Below are 12,350 nucleotides of genomic sequence, written 5' to 3' on the forward strand. Positions count from 1 at the left end.
TAAATCATTATTGGAACAGTACATTGATTTCTACCGCTAACATCACAATGCAGTTTGGCGATAAGCCATTGTTTGAAAATATCTCAGTTAAATTCGGTGAAGGTAACCGTTACGGTCTTATCGGCGCGAATGGCTGTGGTAAGTCGACATTCATGAAAATCTTGGGTGGCGAACTTGAGCAGTCGGCTGGTACTGTTTCAAAAGACCCAAATGAGCGTATGGCGAAATTGGGTCAGGATCAGTTTGCATTCGAAGAATACACAGTTGTTGATACCGTAATTATGGGTCACAAAGAACTGTGGAAAATCAAAGAAGAGCGTGACCGTATTTACTCGCTGCCTGAAATGTCTGAAGAAGACGGCATGCGTGTGGCGGATCTGGAAACTGAATTCGCTGAAATGGACGGTTACTCTGCTGAAGCGCGTGCTGGTGAGTTGCTACTTGGTCTTGGTATTCCTGAAGATCAGCACTTCGGCCTAATGAGCGCAGTTGCCCCGGGTCTTAAGGTTCGTGTTCTTCTTGCTCAGGTTCTGTTCGCAGACCCAGACATCATGCTACTTGACGAACCAACGAACAACCTGGACATCCATACAATCAGCTGGCTTGAGCAGGTTCTGCTTGAGCGTAACTGTACAATGATCATCATTTCGCACGACCGTCATTTCCTTAACAGCGTATGTACACACATGGCTGATTTGGATTACGGTGAGCTACGCCTGTTCCCGGGTAACTATGATGAATACATGACGGCGGCTGAAGCTGCTCGTGAGCGTCTACTTGCTGATAACGCGAAGAAGAAAGCGCAAATTGCTGATCTTCAGACTTTCGTTAGCCGTTTCTCTGCTAACGCATCAAAAGCGAAACAGGCGACTTCTCGTCAGAAGCAGCTTGATAAGATTCAGCTTGATGAAGTTAAAGCGTCAAGCCGCCAATCTCCATTTATCCGCTTTGAACAGGAAAAAGAGCTGTTCCGTAATGCACTAGAAGTTGAAGACCTAAAGCAGGGCTACGGCGAGAACATTCTAATCAATGGTGTAAAACTGTTGGTTGAAGTGGGTGAGCGTATTGCGATCATTGGTGAAAACGGTATTGGTAAGTCAACTTTCCTAAATACATTGGCTGGCCAGATGGAGCCGATGGAAGGTATGATCAAGTGGTCGGAAAACAATAACATTGGTTTCTACGCGCAGGATCATAGTGCAGATTTCGAAGAAGATATGACACTGCTTGACTGGATGGGTCAGTGGAAAAAAGAAGGCGACGACGAGCAGACTGTTCGTGGTATCCTAGGTCGTATGCTGTTCTCGCAGAATGACATCAAGAAGTCTGTAAAAGTAATTTCTGGTGGTGAACAAGGTCGTATGCTGTTTGGTAAGCTAATCATGCAAAAGCCAAACATTCTATTGATGGACGAACCTACTAACCACATGGATATGGAATCGATCGAAGCATTGAACCTGGCGCTAGAGAACTTCAAGGGCACCCTGATGTTTGTTTCTCACGACCGTCAGTTTGTATCTTCGATTGCGACACGTATCATCGAAATCACGAAAGACGGTGTCGAAGATTTCCACGGTACTTACGAAGAGTACCTACGCAAGCAAGGTCTTGTCGGTTAATTTCTGACAGCATAAATTTCTATAGAAATATATGAGAGCCGCCATTATTAGGCGGCTTTCTTATACCCAGTATTTTTCAATTGCTGGGTATAATACCAACCTACATAAGTATCTGATCATTCTTGCTGGTTAAAACCGATAATAACGGCGTTAGAAATTTTATAATTAGAACCACTAGTTACTGCAATTTCTGCCTTGTTCTTACCGATTTTTCCTGCACAATTATCTGAGCATTTACTTATCCAGATTGGTATAACGGAAAAAAAAGAGGAGTTTCGATGAAAATTTGGGTGGATGCAGACGCTTGTCCCAACGTAGTAAAGGAAATATTGTTTCGTGCTGCAAACCGAGTAGGCGTTGCTGTCACTTTAGTGGCAAACCATTTTGTTCGTGTACCGCCATCGCCTCACATTAAATCGATTCAGGTCGAGTCTGGGTTTGATGTTGCAGATAATTATATTGTACAGCAGTCCGAAGTGGGGGATTTGGTGATAACAGCCGATATTCCACTGGCTGATGAGTTGATCACTAAAGGTGCCCACGCATTAAATCCCCGTGGGGAGATGTACACCAAAGACACGATAAAACAACGCCTGCAGATGCGCGACTTTATGGAAACTATGCGCAGCTCTGGAGTACAAACCGGTGGGCCGGCACCACTGAGCCAGTCTGACCGTCAGAACTTTGCCAATAAGCTTGATGCATTCCTGGCTAAAAACTTTAAAAAGCACTAATTAATCACAGAGGGGAACTTGGTTTCACCCTCTGAAATCCCCTCTTTGCACCTTTCTCTTTGCGATCTGAGCAATGCTGATTGGTATAAGTACCTGATCGTATTTTTGCACGTATCTATGTTGCTTCAATGTGATTTAGTTGCACTTTAAAATTAATAGCAAGTTTTGTTGTAAATATTGTTATGTATTATTCTGTGAGCACTTGAACCGCTTCTATTCTAGAATAATTACTTCACTAAATTGATACAATATAAATTGAATATATTCAATTAGGCTAATATCTTAATATATTGAACGCAATATAATTGCATAAACTACACAATTAATGGTCTAACCACCCAAAGTCTATACAGGTAATCGTTTATTTTTGATTGGTAAGACTTGTTGTTAAGTTAATTTATGGATAGATTATTAAATGATATTAATAACTATTATTAACATGTGCAGCAGAGTTTATATTTATATGGTGGCACATGCCTGAGATTTTATATTTTCCGGCGATTAAGTGTGATGTGAAAATTTCGCTATTGTCTTTATTGTCTTTATTGTCTTTATTGTCTTTATTGTCTTTATTGTGTTGTTAGGGGTTTGCGTTGAATGAAAATAAAAAATAAATTGTTTTGTCTGACAGGCTTGTCAGTGGTTGCTTTGCTGTTGGTATTAGCCATAACAAACCTTGCAAATCAACGCATTATAAAGATTGAGAAAACAGTTACAGATGTTCAATCTTTAGAAGTTTTACTGCTAAATTTACGTCGAAATGAAAAAGACTTTTTGGCGCGCTTAGATCTGAAATACCAAAAGAAATTTTTGGATAATTACTCGGAATTTGAGGCTGAGGTGGAGATCCTGAATGCCGATTTGGATGAATTGTCGGTTAATGTCCCGCAATTGAAAGATCTAATGCCTAAGATGGAGGTCTATAAAACAAGTTATCTTGATTTAATACGAGACTACCAAACTCTTGGTTTGAAGCATTCTGAGGGGTTGTATCAAATTCTATTTGAACATGCTGATAGTCTAATTGAGCGTGCTCACTATAATGATGAAAATAAAGAAAATATTTATACTCTTGCTCTTAAAGCAGAGCTGTTTGTGTTTTCAAATAACCAAAAGTATTTTGAAGAATATCAGGTTTTATACAAGAGGCTGAGTCGAATTCGAAATTCAAACTTTGAATCTGAACTTACAAAGTTTAATCACACGCTTAATCAGATTGTTGAACAAAAAACACTGATTGGTTTTGCTCATAATGAAGGTTTACGAGGCATGATCCGTACTGCCTCCCATGACGTTGAGAAGATGTTCAGCGACCTGGAAACTCAGCTTGAGGGTGAACTTGCTGAGGCTACAAGCCGTGTAACAACCATTATTACAGTTTCTGTTGTGAGTGTGGTTATCATGTTAGCTGTGCTGTCATTGCTTATCAGTAACGGTATTCAACGTAGTATCAACAGCCTAAGTAATTTGATGTCGGAGATTTCACGCAGCCATGACTTAACGCGTGTTGCCGATGAGAGCGGCAAAGATGAGCTGGCTGACATGGCGTCAAATTTCAATGGCCTATTGACGAGTGTCCGTCAGCTGATTGGTAATGTGCAGTCGACGATCACAGAGTTGGGTGCAGCTTCCGAACAGTTACAACAGAATAGCCAGGCGACAGAGTCCGCTTTGGCTCAGCAGCAGATAGAAACAGACTCGGTGGCAACGGCTGTTACAGAGATGGGAGAAACCGTTAAGGAGATTGCGTCGACCACAGAAGGCGCAGCAGCGAATGCAAGTAGAAGCAATCAAGCTGCAGATTCTGGGCTGACTGAAATTAAATTAACGAAAGAACATATTAGTTCACTATCTGGAGAGTTAGCTAAAACAAGCGATGAAATTCTTAGCTTGTCGGAGCTGTCGGAAAACATTGGTACTGTGTTGGAGGTGATCCAGGGCATAGCAGAGCAAACGAACTTACTGGCATTGAACGCGGCAATTGAAGCGGCACGGGCCGGCGAGCAAGGTCGAGGATTTGCTGTTGTAGCCGATGAGGTTCGCACTCTTGCTTCTCGGACTCAAAAATCAACAGAAGAAATTTCATCTATCATTAGTTCGGTTCAAGAACAGACAGGGGTTGTTGTTGAGCAAATCGGCCAGTGTCGCGCTCAAGGTGAACAAAGTGTGGAACGCGCCAATAGTGCCGAAGCGATGATTGAGCAAATTATGGATGATATGCAGCAGGTATTAGACAATAGTACCCAAATTGCTGCCGCTGTTGAGCAGCAGAGTATTGTCGCTGCAGATATTAGCCAGAATGTGACCTCTATTCGTGATATCACCGTAGATAACTCTAATGCTGTGCATGAGAATTCGCGGGCTGCCAGCGCTATTGCGGGGCAAACTAGGGAGCTGGATAAAGCCATTGCCAACTTTAGTGTTTAAAGCTATGGTTCGTTGAAGTCTACCAATCGGGCTAACGGTGTTAGCTAAAAAATAGCCAAAACCTCGCTTTCAGTGCGAGGTTTTTTATGTCTGCAAGTTATCCCAATTGATATTAATCCGCTGTATTTGCCGGGAGCTTCTTTTTTATCATTAGTTTACTTTTCGGAATTATCCTTGGCTTTTTGTTCTTTCTGTATTTGTTTTTTCTTTTCAATAGCCTCTTCATCGAGAAGGCGCTTTGGTGTGGTCTTCTCTTTTACAGCCAGACGATAAGCAAGAGCATGGTTAAGATTGGTATTATCACCAGTAATTAATGCTTCTAGTGCTTTGCTGTCTACCGTTTTGAATTTGCCCATTTCTTTGGCGGTTAGCTTTGACTTTCCAATAATTTCATCATCAGGAATATCGACCATCACGGTAGCGGCCTCAGCTAATGCTGCGGCGTATTCATCTGGAATATTGAGGTTATAATCAGATACCTTCATGTACTTACGAAGTGCGAGTGCCCAGTTAAGCTCAAAATAGGGGGGCGTTGTTCCTTTCTTGGTGGGGGATGAATAGCTAATTCCTTTTAAGAAGTAAACGAGCGATAAATACTTATCATGCTTGAGTTGCTTCATGCCGATATATTCAGGTAAGTCACCCTGATCTATCTTCTTACCTTTTTCATTGACTAGCCATACTTCATGATCGTTGTTCATTTCGGGCCAAAAGTCATCACCAGACCCGAGTAGGTTATGTGTAACTTTGACCATCACAGGCACACTTGTACCGCCATTAGGCATATCCCAAAAAGTAGAGAGAATATGGTGACCTTGTGTGAGGTATAGAATTCCCTCTTCAGGACCTACTACGACGGTGCTGAGGGCATCAGTGTGAGTGCCAGGCTTGTCTTTACACGTATAGGAGTCTGAGTCAGTCGGTTGTGAGTCCTCGTTCCACTTTTTTACTCCTTTACCGCCATTTACCTTGCAAAGGTCGTTATACATATTTTTCAGATCTTGGGTATAACGGTAGAGGTTGGAGAATTCTCTGTCATAGCTAAGTAGCGCCTGAGTAGGAAGCAACTGATCTAGCTTTACTGTAATGACATCGCCGTTTTTAAGTTCCTCATAAGTGACTTTTTCAGCTAATGTCAAAGAGCTTCCAAAGGTTGCAAAAGAGAAGCCTGAAAACAAAAAGATGTCACGCAGAATAAGCATAAATCAGACCTCATGGGGCAGTGACTGACACACAGAGTCTAGCAAAGAGGCGTGAGGAAGGTGTTTAAGAAGTAATAAATATCGCTGGGCTGGTGTAAATCAGCCTGATCCACATTTTCACATGAACTTTGAGGGATGTAGATCAGGCTGCCGGAGCAAACTTTAAATACCAAGCTCATCAAGAAGGTCGTAATCAACATTTGACAGAGCAGGATCATTTTGCGCCTGTTTCTGTTGATCCTTTTTGGCATTTTCAATGATGACATCAGGATCAACTTCGTCCTGTTGCTCAAATTCTTCTAACTGAATAAATTCAGTTTTATCCATTGCCAACTCGAGATAGAAGATGTTGTTATTGGCGGTTGTGAAACTAACACGACGTGCCTGCGGACGATCCAAGTTAGTATCGACAGAAAGCAGAACCTGCTTATTAAGCGCCAGCATTTTAGGCTGATTCTGGGTGATAGAAATACGCAACTCGCGGCGAATTTTGCTTGTAAAGTCACCCACCACTTGGTTCATAAGCTCACCAAGAACGTCAGCAACCTCATCGGCCGTATGATGGATGGCCAGGTCGTCCTGTGGAATACCCATCTTGAGCATGTATTCTTGGTAAAGCTCAAGTGCAGCCTGTTGAGAAAAGTTCGTTACAACCAACCCGGTAAAACCGCCATCAAATAGGACAAAACAGCCAATATCCGGCTTTAAGCTGGTTTTGTTGATTTTTTGTACCATGGCTGAATAGTTAATCTGACTATCCGTAGCCTTGGACAAAACGGTAGAAATAGACTGACAAAGTTTTAACAGGATGTCGTCAGTCGTTATAGTCTTGGTTTTTTTCATTGTATATTTGAGTACCTAGCTTGCATTTACCAAGCAGTGTGTCACTAAAAGCTGAAAATTGCACAGCCCTTAACGAGGTGAATTGATATGGCTCACTGTTTTAAAGCAGTTGAACGTTTGGTTGATGTTTTTTTCGTGGAAATTACCCACAGCTCATTTAACCTAGTCCAGTGGGGCAAAAGTACCATAATGCGTGTGATTAGGCGAAGCGCTTTTCCAGATACGCGATGATGTCATTAGATTCATACATCCATTCCACCTCTCCGTTATGATTTTCGATGCGCAAACAAGGCACTTTGCGCTGCCCGCCACCCGTTATCAGTTCCTGTTCCCATTGAGCCTGTTTTGCATCTTTTGTTTCTAGGGGAAGGCTTAGGCGTTTTGCTGCCCGGCGTACTTTGACGCAGAAAGGGCATGCAGCAAATTGATAGAGCTGGAGCTGGGCCATGGCCTCATCAATTGCCTTCTGTTCGTTTTCTGAACGTTTAAGTGATTTAGGTGAGAAAAGGAAGTTAAGCAGCAGAATAATTCGACCTAATAACCAGCGGATTACTTTCATTGAAGGTGAGTCCTTATAATTATGTTTAGTGTCCAAATTGTATTATAACTTGAGAAGGTTGTTCACTAGAAAGTTACAATTTGATTGATAAAATAGTATGCAAAGAAAGTCATATCATTATGAATGATATGTACAAAGTGCTGCTGCCCGTCGGATATTTCTATTCCAAGTCAATTTCTCGCACTCGAGTATGTTGTGATAACAAAATAACCTTATTGATGGAAGGGATAACAGAGTGTGCTTATATACTGAATAAAAAGAAAATATTGATAAGGAAGGTTCTAGTGAATGCAATTTATCTAGGAAAAAGACGATCCAGTTCACTTATTAAATAATTTTCATAGTCAGCGGTTATGATTATCGAGAGGATTGATTATCATTAGGCAGTTCATTCTATCGATCTGGGGAACAAAGTCGACGTGGTTCGAAATCAGAACATCCTTATCTGTGATGACTCGCCAATGGTGCATAAAGCGATGTCCCGAATTTTGTCCGGACAAGAGTCGCTGACACTTCACTTTGCTCATAACGGTAGAGAGGGGCTTGAGTGCCTTACCAATCATGATATTGACGTTATGTTCCTCGATTTAACAATGCCGGTAATGGACGGATTCGAAGTTTTACATTTATTGCCGGTTCGTGCACATGAGACAAAAGTTATCATTTTATCTGCGGATGTTCAGAAGCAAGCGATGGAGCGATGTGTTGAGTTGGGCGCTCACTATTTTCTTCCAAAGCCTTTTAATATTGACCAGGTCATCACCGTCTTTCACGAGCTAGGAGTTCATCTGATAACAGATGCTTTGAAAGAAAATAGAGATGGAGAGCGGGCTGATGATTATATTCTGACATTTAAAGAAGTTGCTAATGTTGCCTTGGGGCGGGGGGCCGCCATTATCTCCGATCATTTCGGAGAGTTTATTAAAATGCCGCTACCAAATGTCGCGCGGTTGTGTTCTGGCGAACTGGCGATGGCCATCAATGATATTAAGCAGCAAAGCGAGTCTGTTGCGATTGCTCAGCGTTTTGTCGGTGGTGGTATTCATGGTGAAGCATTAGTTTGCTTGCGAGGAAAAGAGATAGCCGTTTTCGGAGAGCGATTAGGTTTTAGCCAGATGGATGAGCATAAGAGTGAAATTGTCATTGATATTGCAAATTTGATGGTTTCGTCGTTCCTTGTTGCTCTTTCTGAGCAGATGAATATCCCATTTTCTGTACGACAGCCAATCGTATTGGAAGATTATATGGTTTGGAGTGATACCGAACATATTAATACTGAGCTATTTACCGTCGAATATACATACCAGGCCGAGTCATTAGATCTGGAGTGTGATGTTTTGTTTATGATGGATAGCGGCTCAACACACGTAATAAAAAAAATAATGGATACCTTACATTGAATCAAGTAACACTGACTGACTTTCATCTAACCATGCAGGTAATGGACAATATTGATGCGGGTGTTGTGATCATTGATAAAGACCATACCGTCTGGGCGTGGAATACGTTCATGCAGGCCTATAGTGGTATTACGACAGAGCAGATTATGGGCAAGAATCTGTTTGCTGCCGTAGACGGTTTACCTGTTGAGTGGCTGAAGAACAAAATTGCTTCGACGTTTAAGCTACGGATGCGTTCGTTTAGCTGTTGGGAAGACCGACCGAGTATTTTTAACTTCTCCAATTTTAGTCCTGTAACGGGCGGTTCGGCGTTGATGTATCAGAACATGACGCTAACTCCGCTGAAGTCATTGAACGGTGAATTGACTCATATTTGCTTAACCATTACAGATGTGTCTGATATTGCAAAAAATAAGACGCATTTGCGAGAGTCTAATGAGCAACTTACTCACCTTAGCATGACTGATCGGCTAACACAGTTATACAATCGCGGCCATTGGGAAGCATGCCTGGCTGAAGAATTTGATCGATGTAAACAAACGAACGTACCCTCAACACTTGTTATGTTTGACATCGACCATTTCAAAAAAGTAAATGACACGTTTGGCCATGTTGTTGGTGACGGTGTTATTCGTGAAGTCTCTAGTCTGTTACGCCGAGCGAAAAGGCATAGTGATATTGCAGGACGTTACGGTGGTGAAGAGTTCGGTGTGATCCTGCCGGGGACAACGGCCGAGCTGGGGCTCTATTTTACCGAACGGTTACGAGGCCGAGTCCAAGAATCATCTGTAGCCGTAGATATAAGAAGTGTTACTGTTACCATTAGCCTCGGGGTGTGCGAATGGGCACCTTGGATGCGAAACTACGAACAATGGCTGGAACTCTCCGATCATGCGCTGTATCAATCCAAGAAAAATGGTCGAAATCAAACAACAGTGTATGCTGTCGAGGGATGTGCTGAACAAGATGTTATCAAGGAAAAAGCGCTTGGCTGAGGCGTAGAGCCGGCGCTACTGTGATTAACATGTTGATCGAGAGCAAGAACATTTACTGATTGTATTGTAATTCCGCTGATTCTTCTTAGAATTGGAGCAAATTATAGCTAATCCAAAAGAATATTATGGTTGTTGAATCCGAAGGCTATCATGCGCTGATTGAATATTTTACCGAGCACCTATCTCTGTTCGAAAATTCGAGCAATGATGGCTGTAACGAAACGGTAGAGGATGTTGTTACTGATCTGATAGCGACAAATCTAATGGCAGTGTTTTCACAGAACCCTGATCTAGAAGCTGACTTTCGTTTCAAGTTAATGCAAGAAGCTGATGCAGTTGTCGAGGACCTGTGCGAAGTACTAGCCGGAGCTTGGCGTAGCTGTCCGACCAATGAGCAGATTGCATTCCTGGAAGACTATATCGGGTTAGTTAAGAATCTATTTGATAGTGCAATTAGCCGTCAAGATGGCTGATAAAGCTATGAGTTGATCTAAAAGCAGCTACGGCTGCTTTTTTTATGCCATTGAGAAATGTAGGCAATGAACATACCAGACAGAATCATTATTTGGTTTATAAGCCGTAAGAACTCCTTCCGAGTGATCAATTGTCTGTATAAATTCGGCTATTTTGATTGCAACAAACCCATGCGCCAGTACAATGCTGGCGTTTTGTTGTATTAGGTAAAGCTGCTATGCGTATCCACGCGGTACATAATTTATATCAAGAACGCCTGGCTCGTTCTACACGCCCTTTTCGGGCTCGAGGTTGTAAGGTTGAACGCTGTGGTTACTGCATGCTTCGTGAACACCTTTGTATTTGTTCAGAAAAGCCTGTTATTAATTCCAGTGCTGCCTTTTTATTGGTGATGTACGATGATGAAATCCTGAAGCCTAGCAATACTGGACGTCTTATCGCTGACTTGTTTGAAGATACTTTCGCCTATATTTGGTCTCGCACTGAGCCCAATCCAGCCATGTTAGCGCTACTGGAAGATCCACAATGGCAGCCCTATGTTGTTTTTCCTGCTGAATATGCAGAGCCGGAACGGGTTGCCGAGAACGTGGCTGTAGATACGGGCAAGCGCCCTCTGTTCATTATGCTTGATGGTAGCTGGGCGGAAGCAAAGAAAATGTTCCGTAAGAGCCCGTATCTCAATCGTTTTCCGGTACTTTCAATTAATCCAGAGAAGCCTTCGCGCTATAAGGTACGTGAAGCATCAAAAGAGAACCAGCTGGGTACTGCTGAAGTCGCGGCACGAATCATTGATTTATATGGTGAGCAGCGCAATGCTGACGTGCTGGATCTCTGGTTTGATGTGTTCCGCGAGAATTACATGACCGGTAAAATGAATCGTATGTTACCGGATGAGTCAGCAATGAAGCAGCTAAAACAATACCTTGCTGCATAACTGCTAAACATGTCATTGTAAAAACTGGTAATTTAATAACAGCTGGTTGTCATAAAATGTAACGACCTGCTGTTTCTTTCGGCAAACGCGAGCCAACACAGCTGCCAGACCTACTAAATTAGTGATCTGTCACAGTCTGTAGGTGTAGATGTGTGGATAATTTTTTCAGTTTTGTTTTTTTATGATTTTTTGCGGAGAGTGCAGGATGTACTACGGCTTTGATGTAGGTGGTACCAAAATTGAATTTGGTGCATTTAATGAGAAACTAGAGCGCGTTGCGACTGAACGTGTGCCGACTCCGGGTGATGATTACGATAAATTGGTTGATACCCTGGTTGGGATCATTAAAAAGGCTGACCAAGAGTTTTCTTGCGAAGGTCATGTTGGGATCGGTATTCCGGGAATGGAAGATGCGGAAGACGGTTCGTTACTAACATCAAATGTTCCAGCAGCAAAGGGGCGTACGTTACGTAAAGATCTTGAAGCAAAGCTAGGGCGCAGCGTTACTATCGATAACGACGCAAACTGTTTCGCGCTATCGGAAGCGTGGGATGAAGAGCTTCAGGGCGAAAAATCAGTACTTGGTTTGATCCTTGGTACAGGTTTCGGTGGCGGACTGGTTTTTGACGGCCATGTGTTCTCAGGAATGAACCATGTTGCGGGTGAGTTGGGCCATACTCGTATGCCTATCGATGCATGGTTCCACCTTGGTGAAAATGCACCATTGTTCCAGTGCGGATGTGATAACAAAGGGTGTATTGATAATTACCTTTCAGGGCGTGGTTTCGAGCAGCTTTATACTCACTACTATGGTGAGCAAGTTAAAGCCGTTGAGCTGATCAAGCGTCATGCGGCGGGCGACGAGAAAGCGCTAGAGCATGTTGATCGCTTTATGGAGTTGCTGGCGATCTGTTTGGCTAACCTGTTTACTGGCCTTGATCCGCACGTGGTTGTATTGGGCGGCGGCTTGTCTAACTTTGAACTGCTGTATACCGAGTTGCCAAAACGCCTGCCTAAGCACCTGTTGTCTGTGGCTCGTGTTCCTAAAATCGTTAAGGCGAAACATGGCGATGCAGGTGGCGTTCGTGGTGCTGCATTCTTGAATATTCCGCAGTAATTTATTACACACCTCATTCGAGAAAAGCACTGCCAAGCAGTGCTTT

11 protein-coding genes are annotated in these 12,350 nt (G+C 42.7%); 8 read left to right on the forward strand and 3 right to left on the reverse strand.

All coding sequences use genetic code 11. The annotated features are described in order from the left end of the window. Positions 1–23: 23 nt before the first annotated feature. From MD588_RS03695 to MD588_RS03705, 3 genes are all read left to right on the forward strand, one after another. Positions 24–1,619 (forward strand): ABC-F family ATPase, encoded by a 1,596-nt coding sequence (locus MD588_RS03695; protein WP_265695509.1) that lies wholly within the window; start codon positions 24–26, stop codon positions 1,617–1,619. 278 nt (positions 1,620–1,897) lie between these two features. Further along, positions 1,898–2,353: a YaiI/YqxD family protein gene (locus tag MD588_RS03700; protein ID WP_265695510.1), complete on the forward strand. Its 456-nt coding sequence runs from the start codon at positions 1,898–1,900 to the stop codon at positions 2,351–2,353. Between the two features lie 597 nt (positions 2,354–2,950). Then, a complete protein-coding gene (locus MD588_RS03705) occupies positions 2,951–4,780 on the forward strand; it encodes a methyl-accepting chemotaxis protein (RefSeq protein ID WP_265695512.1) in 1,830 nt (609 codons plus the stop codon). Between the two features lie 155 nt (positions 4,781–4,935). Here MD588_RS03705 and MD588_RS03710 read toward each other — a convergent pair whose 3' ends face one another. The 3 genes from MD588_RS03710 to MD588_RS03720 form a co-directional block, all read right to left on the reverse strand. After that, positions 4,936–5,982 (reverse strand): ParB/Srx family N-terminal domain-containing protein, encoded by a 1,047-nt coding sequence (locus MD588_RS03710; protein WP_265695513.1) that lies wholly within the window; start codon positions 5,980–5,982, stop codon positions 4,936–4,938. 162 nt (positions 5,983–6,144) lie between these two features. Then, a complete protein-coding gene (locus tag MD588_RS03715; protein ID WP_265695514.1) occupies positions 6,145–6,825 on the reverse strand; it encodes a DUF3334 family protein in 681 nt (226 codons plus the stop codon). A gap of 199 nt (positions 6,826–7,024) precedes the next feature. Continuing rightward, positions 7,025–7,384 carry a glutaredoxin family protein gene (locus tag MD588_RS03720; protein WP_265695516.1) on the reverse strand — a complete coding sequence of 120 codons (360 nt, stop codon included), beginning with the start codon at positions 7,382–7,384 and terminating at the stop codon, positions 7,025–7,027. A 419-nt stretch (positions 7,385–7,803) separates the two neighbouring features. Here MD588_RS03720 and MD588_RS03725 point away from each other — a divergent pair, with 419 nt between their 5' ends. The 5 genes from MD588_RS03725 to nagK all read left to right on the forward strand — a co-directional run bounded on the left by MD588_RS03725 (position 7,804) and on the right by nagK (position 12,304). After that, entirely contained in the window at positions 7,804–8,784 is a 981-nt protein-coding gene (locus MD588_RS03725) for a response regulator (protein WP_265695517.1), read from the forward strand. Further along, a complete protein-coding gene (locus MD588_RS03730; protein ID WP_265695518.1) occupies positions 8,781–9,779 on the forward strand; it encodes a sensor domain-containing diguanylate cyclase in 999 nt (332 codons plus the stop codon). Before MD588_RS03725 ends, MD588_RS03730 begins: the two co-directional genes overlap by 4 nt. 125 nt (positions 9,780–9,904) lie before the next feature. Further along, positions 9,905–10,252 (forward strand): DUF3802 family protein, encoded by a 348-nt coding sequence (locus tag MD588_RS03735; RefSeq protein WP_265695519.1) that lies wholly within the window; start codon positions 9,905–9,907, stop codon positions 10,250–10,252. Positions 10,253–10,470: 218 nt separating this feature from the next. Further along, positions 10,471–11,187 carry a tRNA-uridine aminocarboxypropyltransferase gene (locus MD588_RS03740; RefSeq protein ID WP_265695520.1) on the forward strand — a complete coding sequence of 239 codons (717 nt, stop codon included), beginning with the start codon at positions 10,471–10,473 and terminating at the stop codon, positions 11,185–11,187. Positions 11,188–11,392: 205 nt separating this feature from the next. After that, entirely contained in the window at positions 11,393–12,304 is a 912-nt protein-coding gene (nagK, locus tag MD588_RS03745) for an N-acetylglucosamine kinase (RefSeq protein WP_265695521.1), read from the forward strand. Positions 12,305–12,350 lie beyond the last annotated feature (46 nt).

Origin of the sequence: Photobacterium obscurum, assembly GCF_026191635.1 — a bacterium.
Lineage (GTDB): Bacteria > Pseudomonadota > Gammaproteobacteria > Enterobacterales > Vibrionaceae > Photobacterium > Photobacterium obscurum.

What these genes read in the sequence shown, in the direction of transcription:
- MD588_RS03705 (WP_265695512.1), top strand. Translation starts at nt 2,951, where the DNA reads ATGAAAATAAAAAATAAATTGTTTTGTCTGACAGGCTTGTCAGTGGTT.
- MD588_RS03720 (WP_265695516.1), bottom strand. Translation starts at nt 7,384, where the DNA reads ATGAAAGTAATCCGCTGGTTATTAGGTCGAATTATTCTGCTGCTTAAC.
- MD588_RS03735 (WP_265695519.1), top strand. Translation starts at nt 9,905, where the DNA reads ATGGTTGTTGAATCCGAAGGCTATCATGCGCTGATTGAATATTTTACC.
- MD588_RS03700 (WP_265695510.1), top strand. Translation starts at nt 1,898, where the DNA reads ATGAAAATTTGGGTGGATGCAGACGCTTGTCCCAACGTAGTAAAGGAA.
- MD588_RS03710 (WP_265695513.1), bottom strand. Translation starts at nt 5,982, where the DNA reads ATGCTTATTCTGCGTGACATCTTTTTGTTTTCAGGCTTCTCTTTTGCA.
- MD588_RS03740 (WP_265695520.1), top strand. Translation starts at nt 10,471, where the DNA reads ATGCGTATCCACGCGGTACATAATTTATATCAAGAACGCCTGGCTCGT.
- MD588_RS03715 (WP_265695514.1), bottom strand. Translation starts at nt 6,825, where the DNA reads ATGAAAAAAACCAAGACTATAACGACTGACGACATCCTGTTAAAACTT.
- nagK (WP_265695521.1), top strand. Translation starts at nt 11,393, where the DNA reads ATGTACTACGGCTTTGATGTAGGTGGTACCAAAATTGAATTTGGTGCA.